This is a genomic window from Parapedobacter brassicae (assembly GCF_051400755.1).
In the GTDB taxonomy this organism is placed as follows: domain Bacteria; phylum Bacteroidota; class Bacteroidia; order Sphingobacteriales; family Sphingobacteriaceae; genus Parapedobacter.
The window spans coordinates 12,251-29,892 of sequence record NZ_JBLFFL010000003.1 but is presented as its reverse complement, the minus strand read 5'-3'; the positions used below and the strand labels follow the sequence as shown (position 1 = coordinate 29,892).

The 17,642-nt window shown below is 50.3% G+C and carries 19 protein-coding genes; 14 read left to right on the top strand and 5 right to left on the bottom strand.

Annotated features, from left to right (window positions below; all coding sequences use genetic code 11):
* Window positions 1-4 precede the first annotated feature (4 nt).
* Window positions 5-961, top strand: a complete 957-nt coding sequence (locus ACMGDE_RS09320) for a phosphotriesterase family protein (protein ID WP_436832514.1) — start codon at window positions 5-7, stop codon at window positions 959-961.
* Window positions 962-990: 29 nt separating this feature from the next.
* Complete coding sequence (locus tag ACMGDE_RS09315) at window positions 991-1,617, top strand: 3-keto-disaccharide hydrolase (RefSeq protein WP_436832513.1); 627 nt, start codon at window positions 991-993, stop codon at window positions 1,615-1,617.
* Between the two features lie 15 nt (window positions 1,618-1,632).
* Here the strand turns inward: ACMGDE_RS09315 and ACMGDE_RS09310 are convergent, their stop codons facing one another.
* The gene (locus ACMGDE_RS09310) at window positions 1,633-2,523 is read right to left on the bottom strand and encodes an AraC family transcriptional regulator (RefSeq protein WP_436832512.1); all 891 of its coding nucleotides are present in this window, start codon (window positions 2,521-2,523) and stop codon (window positions 1,633-1,635) included.
* A gap of 154 nt (window positions 2,524-2,677) precedes the next feature.
* On the opposite strand from ACMGDE_RS09310, the gene ACMGDE_RS09305 reads away from it, so the two are divergent.
* The 6 genes from ACMGDE_RS09305 to ACMGDE_RS09280 all read left to right on the top strand — a co-directional run bounded on the left by ACMGDE_RS09305 (window position 2,678) and on the right by ACMGDE_RS09280 (window position 9,250).
* Window positions 2,678-3,553 (top strand): sugar phosphate isomerase/epimerase family protein, encoded by an 876-nt coding sequence (locus ACMGDE_RS09305; protein WP_436832511.1) that lies wholly within the window; start codon window positions 2,678-2,680, stop codon window positions 3,551-3,553.
* Window positions 3,554-3,600: 47 nt separating this feature from the next.
* Entirely contained in the window at window positions 3,601-6,477 is a 2,877-nt protein-coding gene (locus ACMGDE_RS09300; RefSeq protein WP_436832510.1) for a PVC-type heme-binding CxxCH protein, read from the top strand.
* Window positions 6,478-6,489: 12 nt separating this feature from the next.
* Window positions 6,490-7,680 (top strand): Gfo/Idh/MocA family protein, encoded by a 1,191-nt coding sequence (locus ACMGDE_RS09295; protein WP_436832509.1) that lies wholly within the window; start codon window positions 6,490-6,492, stop codon window positions 7,678-7,680.
* A gap of 63 nt (window positions 7,681-7,743) precedes the next feature.
* A complete protein-coding gene (locus tag ACMGDE_RS09290; protein ID WP_436832508.1) occupies window positions 7,744-7,947 on the top strand; it encodes a hypothetical protein in 204 nt (67 codons plus the stop codon).
* 77 nt (window positions 7,948-8,024) lie between these two features.
* Complete coding sequence (locus tag ACMGDE_RS09285; protein WP_436832507.1) at window positions 8,025-8,222, top strand: hypothetical protein; 198 nt, start codon at window positions 8,025-8,027, stop codon at window positions 8,220-8,222.
* Window positions 8,219-9,250, top strand: coding sequence for a DNA topoisomerase IB (locus ACMGDE_RS09280; RefSeq protein WP_436832506.1), 1,032 nt, complete (start codon window positions 8,219-8,221; stop codon window positions 9,248-9,250). Before ACMGDE_RS09285 ends, ACMGDE_RS09280 begins: the two co-directional genes overlap by 4 nt.
* A 3-nt stretch (window positions 9,251-9,253) precedes the next feature.
* Here ACMGDE_RS09280 and ACMGDE_RS09275 read toward each other — a convergent pair whose 3' ends face one another.
* The 3 genes from ACMGDE_RS09275 to ACMGDE_RS09265 all read right to left on the bottom strand — a co-directional run bounded on the left by ACMGDE_RS09275 (window position 9,254) and on the right by ACMGDE_RS09265 (window position 11,932).
* The gene (locus ACMGDE_RS09275) at window positions 9,254-10,333 is read right to left on the bottom strand and encodes an AI-2E family transporter (RefSeq protein WP_436832505.1); all 1,080 of its coding nucleotides are present in this window, start codon (window positions 10,331-10,333) and stop codon (window positions 9,254-9,256) included.
* Window positions 10,317-10,829 carry an RNA polymerase sigma factor gene (locus ACMGDE_RS09270; RefSeq protein WP_436832504.1) on the bottom strand — a complete coding sequence of 171 codons (513 nt, stop codon included), beginning with the start codon at window positions 10,827-10,829 and terminating at the stop codon, window positions 10,317-10,319. Before ACMGDE_RS09270 ends, ACMGDE_RS09275 begins: the two co-directional genes overlap by 17 nt.
* A 119-nt stretch (window positions 10,830-10,948) precedes the next feature.
* Entirely contained in the window at window positions 10,949-11,932 is a 984-nt protein-coding gene (locus ACMGDE_RS09265; RefSeq protein WP_436832503.1) for a YihY/virulence factor BrkB family protein, read from the bottom strand.
* Window positions 11,933-12,039: 107 nt separating this feature from the next.
* On the opposite strand from ACMGDE_RS09265, the gene ACMGDE_RS09260 reads away from it, so the two are divergent.
* A complete protein-coding gene (locus ACMGDE_RS09260; RefSeq protein ID WP_436832502.1) occupies window positions 12,040-12,783 on the top strand; it encodes an MBL fold metallo-hydrolase in 744 nt (247 codons plus the stop codon).
* Here the strand turns inward: ACMGDE_RS09260 and ACMGDE_RS09255 are convergent, their stop codons facing one another.
* Window positions 12,784-13,476, bottom strand: coding sequence for a DUF421 domain-containing protein (locus ACMGDE_RS09255; RefSeq protein ID WP_436832501.1), 693 nt, complete (start codon window positions 13,474-13,476; stop codon window positions 12,784-12,786).
* A gap of 134 nt (window positions 13,477-13,610) precedes the next feature.
* Between ACMGDE_RS09255 and ACMGDE_RS09250 the strand changes: the two genes are divergently transcribed.
* The 5 genes from ACMGDE_RS09250 (at window position 13,611) to ACMGDE_RS09230 (ending at window position 17,562) form a co-directional block, all read left to right on the top strand.
* On the top strand, window positions 13,611-14,765 hold the full coding sequence (locus ACMGDE_RS09250; protein ID WP_436832500.1) for a baeRF3 domain-containing protein: 1,155 nt from the start codon (window positions 13,611-13,613) through the stop codon (window positions 14,763-14,765).
* Between the two features lie 10 nt (window positions 14,766-14,775).
* The gene (locus ACMGDE_RS09245) at window positions 14,776-15,945 is read left to right on the top strand and encodes a phospholipase D-like domain-containing protein (RefSeq protein WP_436832499.1); all 1,170 of its coding nucleotides are present in this window, start codon (window positions 14,776-14,778) and stop codon (window positions 15,943-15,945) included.
* Between the two features lie 154 nt (window positions 15,946-16,099).
* Window positions 16,100-16,561, top strand: coding sequence for a PA2169 family four-helix-bundle protein (locus tag ACMGDE_RS09240; RefSeq protein ID WP_436832498.1), 462 nt, complete (start codon window positions 16,100-16,102; stop codon window positions 16,559-16,561).
* 30 nt (window positions 16,562-16,591) lie between these two features.
* On the top strand, window positions 16,592-17,077 hold the full coding sequence (locus ACMGDE_RS09235) for a ferritin family protein (RefSeq protein ID WP_436832497.1): 486 nt from the start codon (window positions 16,592-16,594) through the stop codon (window positions 17,075-17,077).
* 20 nt (window positions 17,078-17,097) lie between these two features.
* Window positions 17,098-17,562, top strand: a complete 465-nt coding sequence (locus ACMGDE_RS09230) for a DUF2383 domain-containing protein (protein WP_436832496.1) — start codon at window positions 17,098-17,100, stop codon at window positions 17,560-17,562.
* Window positions 17,563-17,642 lie beyond the last annotated feature (80 nt).

Here is a 17,642-nt window from a genome sequence, read left to right as displayed (position 1 = left end):
GCATATGAAAACGCAACGTTTTGTCCGGACGGTACTGGGTGATATCGCTCCTGAAAACATGGGACTTACCTATTCGCATGAACATATTGTGATCGATGAGAGTTTTCCCACGGTGCAGAACCCGTTGTTTTTGCTGCGTGATGTGGATCGGATTTCGACGGAGCTGAAAACTTTTTATAACGCCGGGGGGAGAACGATGGTTGACACGATGCCGGCAGATTGCGGCAGGAACGTCGCAAAACTCGCCGCCATATCCCGCAACACTGGCGTGCACATCATTGCCGCAACCGGCATCCACCTGGAGATGTATTACCTGCCAAATCATTGGCGGTACAGCTATACCGAGGAGCAGCTGACCCAGCTTTTTATAGATGATGTCATGCTGGGCATTGATGTGCACGACTACAACGGTCCCTTCGTGGAGCGCACGCCGCATAAAGCGGGCATGATCAAACTGGCTACCGGGGACGAGAACATCACCGCACATCAGGAAAAAATAGTTCATGCCGTGGTCAATACGCACCGCGAAACCGGTGTGCCGATACTGACACATACCAATGCCGGAAAACACGCGATCGACCAGGCAGTGATGTTTGAAAAGCTGGGTGCAGACCTGACACATGTGGTGATCTCTCATGTAGACCGGTATCAGGACATCGGATACAACAGGGCCGTGCTCGAAACCGGCGTGAGGGTGGAATATGACAGTGCGTTTCGGTGGAAAGAAAAGCCCAATTGGACGTATAAACTGTTGGAAGTCCTGCTTGCCGACTTTCCCGATCAGATCACCATGGGAATGGATGCCGCGAAAACCACCTACTGGAGGTCTTACGGTGGTGCACCCGGACTGGATTTTTTGCTTACGGTATTTAAGCGGGATTTGGAGGCCATGGGTCTGGGGCGGTACTATGAGCAGCTATTTGTCCGGAATCCTGCGCAGCTCTACACCTTCGTTAACTGATTAGAAAAATGTACAAAATGAAGAATATCATGCAGAAATTTAGGGTCTTTTTTTCGATCGCCGCGCTACTGGTATCGTATGCGTGCGGTCAGCAAACAGGAGGCGACACGCCTTCTGGCTGGAAACCGCTTTTCAATCATCAGAACCTCGAAGGATGGCATGCTTCGCCAGGAGGGAACTGGAAGGTATCGGATGGATACATTGTCGGCACCAGTCCAGCAGATGAGCCGTTGCACGGGATTCTGTTGCACGACGGTGTGTACGATGATTTTGAACTGAAGGTGGTTTACAAGGCTATAAAAGGAAATAGCGGAGTATATTTTCGGGTTGACGAGGTAGACGATCCGGTTCATGTTTACGGACTCCAGGCAGAAATAGATCCGGAGAAAGATGCGGGCGGTCTCTATGAAACGGGAGGGCGCAACTGGGTGGTTCAGCCTACGCCTGAAAACGTGAAGAAATGGTATAAACCCAATGAATGGAATGAAATGGTGATCATCTGTAAGGGCAAGGACGTTACTGTTTACCTCAATGGTTTCAAAACTGCGGAGCTTCATGATGATCCAGGGAGAACGAAAGGCCTGATCGGGTTGCAGCTGCACGGCAACATGGAGATGAATGTGCTATTCAAGGATATCCTGATTAAAGAGGACTGACGGCACTTGCCGGCGCTAGGCACTGGTCAGATACGTAATGTCCGTGAGTGCATCCTGTTTGTATTGCAGGGGAGACTTGTCAGTTATTCGCTTGAACTGCCTATTGAAGTTGGACATGTTGTTGAATCCGCTTTCGTAGCAAATTTGAGAAATATTATAATTCTCCTCCACCAATAGTTTGCAGGCGTAACCAATCCGGACTTCATTCAGGAAACTGGAAAATGCCTTCCGGGTACACGATTTAAAAAACCGGCAAAAGGTGGGAACGGACATGTTAGCTACTTTGGCTGCATCGGCCAGCCCGATATTTCTTCTGAAGTTGGCTATGATGTATTCATGAACTTTCGTGATGCGGTCATTATGTGTCACCGCATGCTGCTGCACATAACCCGCACTTGCCAATACGGTGGTTTCATCGCTTAGCGCAAGTATTTCCAGTATATTCAACAATTGCAAGATTCGCTTGTACCCATTCATGCCGAGCATTTCATGCATGATATCGGTCACGCGTTGCCGGGTATCCCCAAGAATTTTTAAACCAAACCTCGAATTATTGAACAACTTTCTGACGGGTGACATCTCGGGGATATTGAAAAAATCCCTCCCCAAAAAGTCTTCACTGAAGTGAATGACAATGGCTTCGGCCGTAAGCGAGGGGTTGTTTTCGTAATATTCGGGATCATTTTGATAGCAATGGGGCAGGTTGGGACCCAGCAAGACGAGATCGCCATCGATAAATGCCTCTTCGTGATTTCCGACCGTCCGTTTACCCGTGCTTTTGACGACCAGTACCAGCTCATATTCCGGATGGCAATGCCAAGGTGTTGGGTAATAAGGATAAACGTCCTTTTGCAGTACAAACGAGTAATTCGGATCCAGAATCAATTTTTCATGCCTCGGTTTCATAGCCGTCTCATAATTGGTATTCACCACTAAAATAACACATTCTCCGATAACCGGCTACATAAGTTAAAATATTTGCACGAACCGATCAAAAAGTATCAAAACAAGGTTTGCCGCTTTCATATATTTGAGGGTAGCAAACCAATTGAAAAGAACGGTGAATAATCATCCATACAGCAGAAGGAATATACTAAAAGGACTCGCTGCGCTGGCGGGTTTGGCGGCCGTGCATATCTCGTGGGTGCCCGCGATGTCGAGCAGCAAACGGCGGTATCAAATCAGCGCATGCGACTGGTCGATCGGCAAGCCATGCGACACGGCGGCGTTAGCACTGGCAAAGACCCTGGGCTTGGACGGTGTGCAGGTAAGCCTGGGCACGGTACAAAACGACATGCACCTGCGTAAAAAAGCTGTGCAGGATGTATACTTGCAAGAAGCCGCAGCACATGGGGTGACGATATCCAGCCTGGCGATCGGCGAGCTGAACAACGTCCCTTATAAATCGGCTCCTGAAACGGAAGCATGGGTGAGTGACAGCATAGACGTGGCACGGGCAATGGGATGCCGGGTTGTATTGCTTGCTTTTTTCAGCAAGGGAGATATCAAAGGTGATGCGGCGGGTATCAGGGAAGTGATAAAGCGGCTCAAAAAAATTGTGCCGAAAGCGGAGAAAGAAGGCGTTATTCTAGGAATAGAATCTTGGCTCAGCGCTGGTGAACTGCTGGCTATTATTGACGAAGTCGGTTCAAAACAGGTGCAGGTATACTACGACGTGGCAAATGCTAGCGAAATGGGCTATGATATCTATGAGGAGATGCGGCAGCTCGGCAAGAAACATATCTGTGAAGTCCATGCGAAGGAAAACGGTGTTTTGCTCGGCCAGGGAAAGATCGATTTTGTAAACGTGCGAAATACGCTCGATGAAATCGGTTATGACGGATGGATTGTTTTGGAAGGCGGTGTGCCCAGCGGGATGGATTTGAAGGACGCGTATTTAGCGAATACACGGTATATCCGCTCGGTATTCGATTAAGGCGAGGGTATGTGCAATCGCTTCAAAATGAAGAAAAATAGTTCACGATGATAAACAGAAGTTTTTTTGGACTCCAGTTGTTCCTGTTGACATGGGCGTTGGCTTCCTGCCGTTCGGGCCGGGAACCACAAACGGAGTCCCGCTTATTCGTTCCGGATGATCTGGAAACAACGGTTTGGGCCGAATCCCCCCAATTTTACAACCCGACAAATATGGATGTGGACATCCGGGGGCGCATCTGGGTGACGGAAGCGGTGAATTACCGGAACTTCAACAACGATTCGACGAAACATCTTTCGCATCCCGCCGGGGACCGCATCATCATTCTGGAAGACACCGATGGCGATGGCGCTGCCGATAGTTCCAAGGTGTTTGTTCAGGATCAGGACATCGTATCCCCGCTGGGCATTTCGGTGATCGGCAATAAAATCATCGTGTCCTGTTCTCCTGCTGTGATCATCTATACAGATGATAACGGAGATGATAAGCCCGACAGCAAGGAACTGTTTCTTACCGGATTCGGCGGATTGGACCATGATCACGGCTTGCATACCGGAATAGCCGGTCCGGATGGCAAGTGGTATTTTATCGTCGGCAATGCGGGTCCACATATCGTTACAGACAAAAGCGGATGGACCCTCCGAGCGGGAAGCGTATATACCGGAGGGTCGCCGCATAACAACACCAATACGCCTGCCCAACAAAGTGATGATGGGAAGGTATGGACAGGGGGACTGGTATTCCGGATCAATCCGGACGGCACGGGAATGGAAGTGCTGGCGCATAATTTCCGAAACTCGTATGAGGTAGCAGTCGATTCTTACGGGAATATGTGGCAGAGCGATAACGATGATGAGGTGGATGCCTGCCGCACCAGCTGGGTCATGGAAGGCGGAAACGCCGGGTTTTTCAGCCGCACAGGAATACGCACCTGGCGTGCGGAGCGGAGGCCAGGCCAACCTATTCAAACCGCGCATTGGCACCAGGAAGACCCCGGGGTCATGCCGGTCAGCAAAATTTATGGGGCAGGGGCACCCACGGGAATTGTAGTGAACGAGAGCGATGCACTCGGAGAGGCCTACCGGGGAATGCTGCTAAGCGCCGACGCGGGGAGAAATACGATTTTTGGCTATCGCCCAAAGCCGGACGGAGCGGGGTATGACCTGTCGGACGGCAGTCCGTTCATTTCCTCAACCCGCACGGACAACGCAGCTTACCGTTGGAACGACGTCGATGAAAATACCGAAAAATGGTTTCGGCCGAGTGACGTCGTTATCGGGACGGACGGGGCCATCTATGTGGCAGATTGGTATGATCCCATCGTAGGCGGGCACCAGATGATGGACTCCACCGGTTATGGCCGCATCTATCGGATAGCACCGAAAAACAAGAAACTTGCTGTACCGAAAATCGACCTGGATCAGACGGAAGGTCAGCTTGAGGCGTTTTTGAATCCAGCCATTCATATCAGGAACCAGGGCATGGAGCGATTAAAGGCGCAGGGGCCGAAGATCCTGCCAGAATTGACGAAGCTGTTATCGTCAGAAAATCCCTATCACCGCGCCCGCACCGTTTGGCTGATGGCTCAACTGGGTCAGGAAGGAGTCATCGAAACGGCTGAACTGCTGCATGACGAGGACCCACAGATCAGACTGACGGCCTTCCGGGCATTGCGGCAAGCCGATCCGTATCACCTGATGGACTATGCCAGCAACCTAGCAGACGATCAATCGCCCGCGGTGAGAAGAGAAGTGGCCATCGCCTTGCGGGATGTACCATTTGATCAAAGCAAGGCGGTTATCCTGAAACTGACTGCAGGATTTAACGGAACGGACCCCACGTATTTGAATGCACTGGGTATCGCCCTGGAAGGTAAAGAGCAGGAAGCGTATCCGGCGTTGATCCGTCAAGCCGGAAATCCAGCACCGGAAAAATGGTCCAACGCTTTTGCTGGAATCATGTGGGAATTGCATCCTCACCAAGCCGCCACGGCGCTGAAAAAACGGGTGACGGACGAACAACTGAATATGGATGACCGCAAAAAGGCATTAGTGGCCTTAGGCTTTATCCCCACCAGGGAGGCAGCGGTATCCATGTTGGATTTGCTCAACACGGACAACCAAGAAATAGCGGGGTCGGCGCAGTGGTGGCTACAGTTCCGAAAAACAAATGATTGGGGACCGTACCTCGGCGGCTGGCAATCGCCCGCCGACAAGACATTGGCAGGGCAGCCCGAAGCATTGAAGTATTATGGTCAATTCAAAGACAGCACCGCGAATGCAAATACCAAAAGGACTGCGGCATTAGGGCTAGCGGAAAGCAAAACGGGAAGGCTATACCTGATCGAGCTTGCTGCCAGCGGACTGTTAGAAGAACCCTTGAAAAAAGCGCTAAAGGAACGGATGCTGACCGACGATGACCGGAATTTCAGGGCGTTGGCGGCACATTATTTTGATACAGCTGACACCGTTTCCTTCCGTGTGGATGAGGTAGCAAAGTTGCCCGCGGATCCCAATAGGGGAAAAAGCCTATTCATTGCAAACTGCATAGTATGCCATAAAATAGGTGCCGTGGGCCAGGAAATCGGTCCCGACCTGACCAACATCCACACCCGGTTTGACCGGAATGCGATACTTGACGGAATTATCCATCCGGCGGCGGCGGTTGCATTCGGTTCTGAACCGTATTTAATTCTCCTAAAAAACGGCGCGGCGCTTTACGGTTTACTGCTGTCAGATGGTCCGGTTGTCACCGTGATGGACACCTACGGCAAACAATATGTCATGGATGCTGCTACAGTAGCCGCGAAAAGGCGCTTAAATACCAGTATTATGCCACCTCCGCATCACCTCCCCTTAAAGGAGCAGGAGGTCGCCGATATAAGTGCTTATCTTGCACTAGACGACAAAGAGTTAGCTAATTAACAACAATAACTTATGGCACAAATAGCGTTATTGGGAGGGGGGTTTATTGCGCGGTTTTATGCAGATGCTATCCGATCATTGAGAAGCAGGGACCGGATATGCACCGTCTATGCGCGCAAAGAAGAAAGTGCAAAAGCACTCGCCGGGGAGTACGGACTGCCCCGCTGGACCACATCCCTTGATGATTCAGTCAACGATCCGGAAGCCGAAGTTGTCATTATTGCGCTGCCCAACCACCTGCATGAAGCGGCGGTAATGGCCTGCGTGCAGGCGAAGAAACCCGTGCTATGCACCAAGCCGCTTGGCCGGAACGCGCAAGAAGCGTTGCGCATGCTCCGTGCGGTGGAAGAAGCCGGTATTTTTCACGGATACCTGGAAGACTTGTTTTACACCCCCAAAACCCTGAAAGCGATAAGCGAGGTGAGAAAGGGAGCGCTCGGAAAGGTGCTGTGGACCCGATCTCGCGAGGCACATCCCGGTCCACATAGCGACTGGTTTTGGGACAAGGCTACCGCAGGGGGTGGAGCCATCATTGACCTGGCCTGTCATTGTATTGAAATAGGCCGGGGATATATTGGTAAAGATATCCGCCCGCTGGAAGTGATGTGCTGGGCAGATACGCTAGTAAAACCCATTGAAGCAGAGGATAATGCCATTGGGCTGATCCGCTATGAAAATGGGGCGATCAGCCAGTTTGAGGTCAGCTGGACTTTTCGGGGCGGACTCGACCTGCGCGACGAGGTGATGGGATCAGAGGGAACCATCTGGATCAACAATTTTTTACGCACCGGTTTTGAAATGTATCGTTCCGGCAAGGGCAGCCAATACGTGGCCGAGAAAGCGGAGAGCAATCAGGGATGGCTATTTCCCGTTGGCGACGAAGTACATGAATTGGGCTACCGCCATATGTTTACCGATATGCTCGACGCCATGGAACAACACACGAAACCCGAAGAAACGTTCTACGATGGTTACATCGTCAACGCCGTGATGGACGCCGCATACGAGTCGGCAACCACCAAGCGTTGGGAACCGGTTGTGTTGGAGGAGTGGCGTGGTCAAACAGCCGTTGGAAAAGACAGTCTTTTCACGGAATACGATGAAAAATACTACTTAATCAAAGAAGAGTTAACGCATTATGGTGCCGTGAAACTCATTCTTAAGGACAAACAAAGCGGCCAAATCGTGGAAAAAGAAAAATAGGCAGGTTGTTAAACATTCCAGCGCGGCGATTGTAATAAAGACGAGGAACAATTCAACCCGGTTATGGCAATCAAAAAAGAAAGTGCACAGGTTTCTGCCAATAGTAATAAGCTGCGTGATAAAAAGGCCGAAGACCTCATTCGCGTGCGGCACGATTTAAAGGATAAAAAGCAGCAAAAGAATTACGAAGCCGGCATAGACCCCCAAGACGAACAACTTCACACGGTGCCCGAGGAAGCAGAAAAGCATCGGCGCGATTCCAGATAGTAATGTTAACCAAGTAAACACACGTTCCCGCCTATGGCGGGCAGGTATGGGACCTTAACGCATTTTACCAATGAACAATGAAAAGGAGTAAAGTAAAACGGGGAACAGCGATCCCATCCACCCCTTACCAAGGATTCCTTCTTGACAAAGAGGCGAAAGCAGGGGATGAAAACTCCAAGGAGGTATTGAGTTTCAGGGCGCTGCAAAATCTTAGAATGGCATTGTTTTTTAGTTGGCTCCAAGGTCAAATGAACAACGATCAACCAAACGGATGACGAAGGCGAAGACCTCAACGCTTCGTTATTTGCCCGATGTCGTGCCGGGCTATCGGCGTGTACGGCGCGGCAGGGGGTATTGCTACGTAGACAGCGAGGGTAACCGCGTTACCGACCATGATCAGTTGGAACGCTTTCGTGCACTGGTGATCCCACCGGCTTGGAAGGAGGTCTGGATAAGTCCGAGCAAGAAAGGTCACCTCCAGGCCACGGGCATCGATGAAGACGGCCGGAAGCAATATCGTTATCATCCGGAATGGACGAAAGAACGGCAGGACGAGAAGCTGAAACGGATGGTTGCCTTTGGACAGGCCTTGCCACTGATCCGGCGGCAGGTGGCCAAAGACCTACGCCGCGAGACATTCACAAAAGAAAAGGCGATAGCAGTAGCCCTTAGGGTAACAGAGGAGACCTTGATACGGATCGGGAATGAGCAATACCTTCGCCGGTATGGCAGTCACGGTTTAACCACGTTAAAGAAAAAGCATGTAACCATCTCCGCAGGCACGATGGTCTTCCGTTTCCGTGGGAAAAAAGGGGTGTGGCAGGAAATCGCTGTACGTGATGCGAAGTTGGCGGCAACGTTGGCGGATCTGTGTGCATGGCCGGGGGCATATGTTTTTCAATACCGCAACGGGGAAGGGGGACGCTCCCGGCTTTACGCCGCCGACATCAATGCCTACATCCAACAGTACACGCAGGCCAACTTTTCGTCGAAAGACTTCCGTACGTGGTATGCCGGACTGTGGGCGTTCCGCCTGTTTGCGAAGCAGGCCGTTTACGAAAATGAGCAGGAGTGTCAAACCAACATCGTATCGGTATTGGATGCTGTATCCCAGCGCTTGGGCAATACACGGGCGGTCTGCAAACAATATTATGTGCCCGACAGTTTAATCTGCGCATACAGGAGTGGCGCGCTGCTGCCCTATCTGGGTAAAAGCCTTAGCAGTAGCGGGATACCGGCTACTAAAAAAGCCGAAACCCAACTGCTGGCGTTCTTCCGGCGCGCCATCGCACACCCCGTGTAATGCTTATTTTCGTTGAAGGCGTTTTTTGAGCGATCGCAGCACCGTGGACCGGTCTTTTTGGTGATCAGCGGGACCGAAGAGCGCGCCATATGCTTGAAGTGCGGGTACATTGTCGCAGATAATCTTCATAATGCCGATCAGCGGTATTGCCAGCGCCATGCCTGCAATCCCCCAGAGCAGCTCACCGGCAACCAATCCCATAATGGTAAACAGGGGATTGATGTTTACCCGTTGCCCCACGATGAGCGGTTCCAATACGTAGGTTTGCAGAAACTGGATGGTGAGGTATACGGCAACGATACCGATGACCATGCGTAAGCTACCCCCTTGGGCAAGCACCGCCAAAATGGCGATTAAGTTGCCTACGAAATTTCCAAAAAAAGGCACGATCTCCAATAACCCGCAGATAATGGCAAATAATACCGCGCCCTTTAATCCGACGATGCTGAACCCAATGCTGTACATGATCCACAGGATGCCGATCATGTTGAATAGACCGATCAGGTAGCGGCCGGAAACAGCGACCGATTTGAGGATGATCCGGTTGGTTTGCTGTCGCCTATTTTCGGGTACCACGTGGAGGATGAATTTTTTCAGATGGGAGCGATAATAGATCAGCAGGTAGGTATATACGATGATCAGGATGGTATTGATGCCCACCCCGGCCAGGGTATTGACCAAGGTGAAAAGCATACTGCCTGCTTGGCCGGAAGCTTCTCCTGCTTTCAGCATTTTCTCCTGCTCGTCGACGGCAATGCCAAACGTGTCGCTTACCCATTCACGAAGGACCCCCACTTTAGCGCTCACCTCGCGTTCCATTTGATCAAAATCCGCCGCCAGCCGATTGAGTTGCCAAGAAAGAATAACGCCCATGAGCACGAGCACGCCGACAAATAATAATACGGGAATGAGCGATGATAACGCGCGGTTGATCCCAACGGTTTCCAATCGTTCGCTACCCTCGTTTAGCAACATGGCGAGTAACGCCGCAAGGACAATGGGGATGAGAAAGGGCGCGGCGAAGTACAAGCCGGCAACCGATAATACGAAGATCAGTAGAATCCGTTCAGTTCCCTTTGGCATATGGCTTGAGCTTTTTCTTTAGCTGCTGCCGGGCTACGTGAATTCGGGTCTTTACCGTGCCGATCGGGATTTGGAAATGATCGGCAATTTCATGGTACTTATAGCCTTCGTAGTACATAGAGAATGGATGGTAGTAGTCTCCGGAAAGCTTGGACAAGGCACGCTCGATATCTTCCATTACGAACTTTCCCTCGGCACCATTACGCTCGGCACTTTTGAATAGGTCTGACGATGAAATGGTATCCGATTTGAGGATGACAGCGTTGGTGCGGACTTTCCGCCTGTAGTAATTGATGAAGGTGTTTTTTAATATCGTATAAAGCCATGCGCGCAGGTTGGTGCCTTCTCTAAACTTGGTATAATAAGAAAACGCCTTTAACATCGTATCTTGTACCAAGTCATTGGCATTTTCCTCATCACGTGTGAAATAATAAGCGTGATTGCTTAACGTGTTGACTTCCTGTACAACTTTGGTGTTAAACTCAATCTTATTCATAATTTATTGCGTTTATCGTAAAACGTGTTATGAACCGTTTGGTTTGTTTCCGCGTTCGCTTGTAGAATAGGAACAACACAGGCCGAAATTTGTTTGCTTTTTTTGAAAAAAAATAGCGTCTAATCGGCCGATTCTAATTTGTCTTGGTCCGTCGGCTGTTCAGTGCCCTTTGCAGGAGGTAGTTCATTCACTTCTATTTCCGTTTCCCGCTCCTCTACGTGTACCGCAAATTCAGCCGGCACAATGTGTGCACCGTGGTACTCCGCATAGGCTCGGGTAAACGAAGCGCCGATATAGAGAATGGCTGCCGTATAATACACCCAAAGCAGCAATACAATGATCGCACCAGCAGCACCATACGTCGATTCCTGTCCCGTCGTCTGGATATAAAAGCCGATCAGAAAGCGACCAATCATGAACAATATGGCCGTGAAAAAAGCACCTGCACGCACATTCCTCCATCGGATGTGCACATCGGGCAAAAATTTGAAAATTACACCAAACAGGGTGCTGATGACAGCAAAACTGATCACGAGATCCAGCGCGGCGGATAGGTAGACGGCAACGTCAGAAAACACCCGTTTGAAATAGTCCATGAAGACCATCAACAGACCATTGATGATCAAGGAGACAATCAGCAGAAAGCCCAACGAGAGAACCAGCGACGACGAAAGCAGCCGATCCATGATCAGTTTGACCCATCCCCGCCGGGGCTTCGGTTTGATCGCCCAGATTTTGTTAATGGAATGTTGCATGTCGCCGAATACCGTGGTGGCGCCTAAGAGCAGCGTGCCGATACCGACGATGAGGGCAAATGCGCTGTCTTCTTTGAGCTGTACGTTTCTGAGCATTTGCTGTATCTGAGCGGCTACGTTATTGCCCACCAATCCATTGATTTCATCAAACACCTTGCCTTCGGCGACCTCTTGATCAAAAACCAGGGCAGCCAGTGAAATCGTCAACACCAGTAATGGAGCCAACGAAAACACGGTGTAGTATGCCAGAGAGGCGCTGAATTTGAGCCCCTTGACATCCATGAATATGATAAACGTATTTTTCAGGATGGTAAACCAGCGCTTGATGAAGTTTTTCCAATTTTTCACTATTCGTACCAACACTTAGCACCTCGGTTTGTTGATACTTTTTGGATAATCTTTGGCATTGCTGGCAAAAAGCGGCAGGGCAATCAAGTGCGTAATACGTGAATCCGATGGAAAACATCACCATAAACATTATCGGCTGCGGCGACGCCTTTGCGAGCGGGGGACGGTTGCATACGTGTTTTCACATACAGACACCCCATTCCAGCCTGCTGCTCGACTGCGGTGCGACGGCGTACTATGGAATCAAGAAACAAGGCCTGGCCATCCGGGATATCGATACCATCGTCATCACCCATTTCCATGGCGACCATTACGGAGGCGTACCCTTTTTGCTGATGGAAGAAGCCATCCAGCACCGGCAAGAACCACTCACCATTATTAGTCCACCTACGGGAAAGGATCGAATCGAACGGCTTCTGGACCAACTGTATCCGGGCAGCAGCGTATTGGATAAGCTCAACCTGATGTTCAAGACCTATATGCCGGACGGCATCGTGCAAGCAGATCATTTAGAGATCACCGCATACCCGGTGCTGCATGCCGTAGATAGCTTGCCGCACGGACTGCAAATAGCAATTGGGGGAAAGGTTATCGCGTATTCGGGTGATACGGCCTGGACACCCATACTGATTGAGTTGGCCAGGAATGCCGATCTGTTTATCTGCGAGTGCAATTTTTTTGATTCGGAGGTAGATGGTCATTTGAACTATAAGACCCTGCAAGCATATAACGATCAACTTGCCTATAAGCAGTTGCTGCTGACGCACTTTGGCACCGAGATGCTGCAACACCTCGATCAGGTGAGCCAGAGCCACCCCTGTGCCCATGATGGATTGACGATTAGGCTGTGATCACCTCAGGCGCTTGGTGTTGATGGCTGGCACCCATTCACGATGCTGGCAGCGGCCGCATTGGTGGGGGCCGGACTCCAATTGCGCCAGTGTTCCGCAGTAAATGCAGGCGTACAGGCCCTGTTGGGCGATCGTGTTCGAATGTTTATTGTATTCGTGAGGTAAGATGGGCAGTCCGTACTTGATTTCATCTGCTGGATAGAAAAACACGCTCATCGTGCCGCTTGTTTCCAATATCGCTACCCGTACCTGGCCGAGGTGCTCGACGCCTTTCTCGCGCAATTCGGCAAAAAACTCGTCTTTGGCTAGGTTGTTCTTGATATTGTCTTTGATCGTCATCACGCTATCTACCACGATGTATACCGGCTCGCCTTCTAACAGTTGCTCAAATCGCTCGTTCTTGGCCATCAACCACGTGACCAGGCGATAGATGCCAATCGCCGTGATGCATACCAGTATGGCGGGCACTATTGGGACGTCCTCGTTGAACATGGGATCGCCGGCCGCTGAGCCCAAACTCAAGATGATGGCCAATTCAAAGATCGACAGCTGACGCACGCCCCGTTTGCCCGATAGCCGGAGAACCACCATGATGAAGATAAACATCAATGCCGTGCGGAAGATAATTTCCAGGGCAAAAGAGCTGTCGAGGTCTTGCAGGAAGATGTTTTTCCAATCCATATATGTCGCCATCGAGATACCCTACATATACAACCCATTCGGTTGAAATGTTTTCTCCCAACCACCCAACAATTGAGCGGATAGACTGTTTAACAGTTAGGGGCCGCGGTCGGCTTCAGATATGTTTCACGCTTAGCATGAGTTTTATGGAAACGTTAACTGCAAAACAACTGAATACCGTGTTGGGCTATCACGAAGCGCCTGTTTTTTCGGTATATATGCCTACTTATCGCGCTCATCCGGACAATGCGCAGGATCCTTACATCTTCAGGAAGCTGGTACAGCAGTTCGAACCAGCGCGGGAAAAATACGCGAAGGACAAAGATATCCAAACGATTTTCTCCAAGTTTGAGGCGTTATCGGATGATTATCAGTTTTGGCAACACAACCGGGAAGGGTTGGCCGTTTTTGCTACTCGGGCTACATTTGACGTGTACCGATTGCGGAGACCCGTTCAGCCGTTGGCGATAGTGGCAGACAGTGCCCATATCAAACCATTATTGAAGTACCTGCAAGCCAGCGATCGATATCACGTATTGGTGCTCAGCACCGACACCGCCCAACTCTATGAAGGCGATCGGTATCAGTTAGACGAGATCGACTTGACGCAGCAGGATGTTCCGGATGCGATGATTGACGCACTTGATCATGAACTGCGGGATTTACATGCGACACTGGCCGCCTACCGCACCACCACCGGCGAACGATGGGATGTTGCTCAAAACCACGGGCTAAAAAAGACCGATATCGACAATGATATTGAACAATTTTTCAGGGCAGTAGATCGGGGCATTATCCTCAAGTATTCCATCCCAACGCGGCTACCGCTAATACTGGCTGCCTTGCCCGAACATCACCACCTATTCCAGCGCATCACCCGCAATAAGCAGCTGTTAGACGAGGGGATCAAAATCAATGCAATGGCGTTATCCAAGGAGGCACTCCGAAAATTGGCGTGGGAGGTATTCCAGCCGCGGTATGACGCGCAGCTGAATGCGATAATCGGTGAATTTAGACACGCTACCACGAAACGGCTCGGAGCGGATCAAATCGATGAAATCGTGAAGGATGCCTATGATGGTAAGGTAGCCACGCTACTACTGGAGGAAAATCGGATGGTCCCAGGGCGCGTCGTCGACCGGAATAATGTCATTGTTCATGCCGAAAACATAGACCATCCCGCAGATGACCTATTGAATGATTTAGCCGAGCTGGTGTTGCACTATGGCGGCGATGTATGGGTTATACCCAAAGACAAAATGCCCTCGGAGACCGGAGCAGCTTCTATCAATCGGTTTTAACGGTTAGCTGGTGGTCTTCCTTCCCAATCATCCCGTCAGGTTGCTCACCGGTGGCCGGACGTTTTTTTCCTTGCTTATTCAGCTCATTGGGCATGCTCAAGAAAGCATCCACTTGCAGGTATATATCTACGAGTCGGATGAGACGGGTGAGCAGGTTGCCGATGCGCTGATCGCCGCTGCGAGGCGTGGCGTGGCAGTATATGTGCTGGTAGATGGCTACGGCTCTCAGACCCTCAAAAAATCGCTCATCTCCAAATTGAAGGAAAACGGCGTGCACTTTCGGGTATTTGAGCCCTTATTTAGGAGCAAGCGCTTTTACATCGGTCGCCGTATGCATCAAAAAGTATTGGTTGTCGATGCGCGCTATGCGATCGTCACCGGGGCAAATATCGGCGATCGGTACAATGATAAGCCGGGACAACCCGCTTGGCTGGATTTTGCCCTTTGCCTGGAGGGCGAGGCGGCTGTAAAATTATGCGAACTATGCTGGACCACCTGGAAAAGCGTGCCACGTGTCAAGCCTTCGGATGTCCGCTGCAAACCGGGGTCCGCAACGTTCGATTTCGGACATGAAGATCGCTGTGCTGTGCGCATACGCCGCAACGATTGGGTGCGGCGTAAATACGACATTACGCGCACTTACAAGGAAATTTTCCGCAAGGCGACCACACGCGTGGTGCTGTTGTCCAGTTATTTCCTGCCGGGTACTGCTGTCCGCCGCGACATCAGCGCGGCCATCAAGCGCGGTGTGCGCATACAGCTGATCATTTGCAGCCGTATGGACGTCCCCTTGGTGAAGGACGCCGAGCGCTCCATGTATGGTTGGCTGTTGCGCCACGGGGTCGAAATTTATGAGTATTCCGGAAATATGCTTCATGGCAAACTCGCTACCTGCGACGAAGAATGGATGACCCTTGGCTCATTCAACGTCAATGATCTGAGTGCGCGGGTAAGTGTCGAACTGAATCTGGATATGCAAGGCAGCTCCTTCGTGCAGCGAACCATCCGTGAACTCGAGCACATTATGAATAATCAATGTGTACGTATACACGAAAGTGATTTTGAGGCCAAAAACAAGCCGCTGAATCGCCTTATGCATTGGTTGGCACTTAAGATCCTACGCATCATTTTTTTCCTGGGCACTTTTTATATGAAACAAGAAAAACATAACCGGGATTGAATTGTATTCCATTGAAAAGCATGTTGTTTGATGGGTTGTTTTAGTTAATTTTTCAAACAAACGAGGTGCATCAGTTGTCAACTCCAAAGGATGCTTTTCAAGAATTAGTTAGTATATAAATAATTGGTTATACCGTGATAAGAAAGGGAAAATTATGGAAGATTTAAGGAAAACAGCCGAAGTGCTGAACGATTTGATTCGGATCAACAACGATCGAATAGCAGGCTACGAAAAAGCAATAGCAGAGCTACCTGTAGCGGATGTAGACCTGAAAGCGTTATTCAGTAGCTTGATTGAACAAAGCCAACGGTTGAAGACCGAGCTGCAGCAGCACATCGGTGCATGGGAAAACAAGGTGGATGATGAGACCAGCACGTCCGGTAAGATATACCGGGCATGGATGGACGTCAGAAAAACATTCGCCATAGATGATCGAAAAGCGGTGTTGGAAAGCTGCGAATACGGGGAAGATGCCGCGCAAAAGGCATATCGCCAAGCAGCGGAAGAAGAAGATATATCCACAGGTGCAAGAGCGCTGATTGTCAGCCAAAAGACGCAGTTGTTGGCTTCGCACGACCACATAAAGCAACTGAGAGATCGGGAAGGGGTCGTCTAGCAGGCAACAAACGGTCGAAATAATCAACATATGGAAAACCTAAGTTTAACAATGGAATGCCTCCGGGACCTGGCGGCATTCCATACCGAGCGAATCAATGGCTATAACGCCTTGCTCACCCGGCTCCGGCCGGAAGAGCAGCGTTTGGCCACGTTATTTGACGCGTTTATCAAGCAAAGCGCTACGATGAAAGAAGAACTGGCGCAACTAGGGGTGCTATGGGGTATCGATCAGTCAGCATTGGAACACCACGGCAAATTGGGTTTAGCTTGGTCGATGGTCAAGGCCGTTTTTTCTAGCCGGATGCCCAGCTACTCATTGGATAAATGTAAGTCGGGTGAAAATGCCTTGTTAATCGCCTACCACAGCGTGGAAAGAACAGATGGACTGGCGCCGTCCATCAGGCTTTTGGTCAACCGGCAAAAACGGGAGGTAATCGCTGCGCGTGATTGGATTGCGCATTTTGAGGAGCTTGACCACAAATCCGCGGGACAGCTGTTGGCTGCTAGTTTGTAATATTTGAAACGGGAAGTGACATGGACCAGAAGGCATTGACATTGGAAGTACTCAACGACCTGATTGAGGTGAATGGAGAACGCATATGGAGTTATCAAGCGATGCTTGAAGGCCCCGGCGACCAAACCGATGCAGCGCTTAATGGGGTATTTGAGCAAATGATCACGCAGGGCCAACGGCTGCAGGATGAGCTGGAACTGAAATATGTGGAGCTGGCGCATGATCTTCCGGCAAGAGGCAGTCCCTCGGGTATCATCCTGAGGGCGTGGAACCTCGTCAAGTCCGCTTTCTCCAACAAGGGTTCGCTATCGGCAACCGAGTTTTTTGATAAAGGGGAGCGTGCGTTGCTCAAGGCTTATCGGTTTGCTCAGAAGCAATCCGACATCATACCATCGGCTAGGGAGTTGATCGCCTTGCAACGACGTGAGCTGACGGCCTTTTACCGCCAATATAAACAATTGTATAAAAACCACCAGCTTGCCTAAATAAGCTGCTTTCATCTGCCGACATTGACATCCAAAAAAATTGTCAATTTATAAAACAATCGTAACTTTGTTTTGCCACG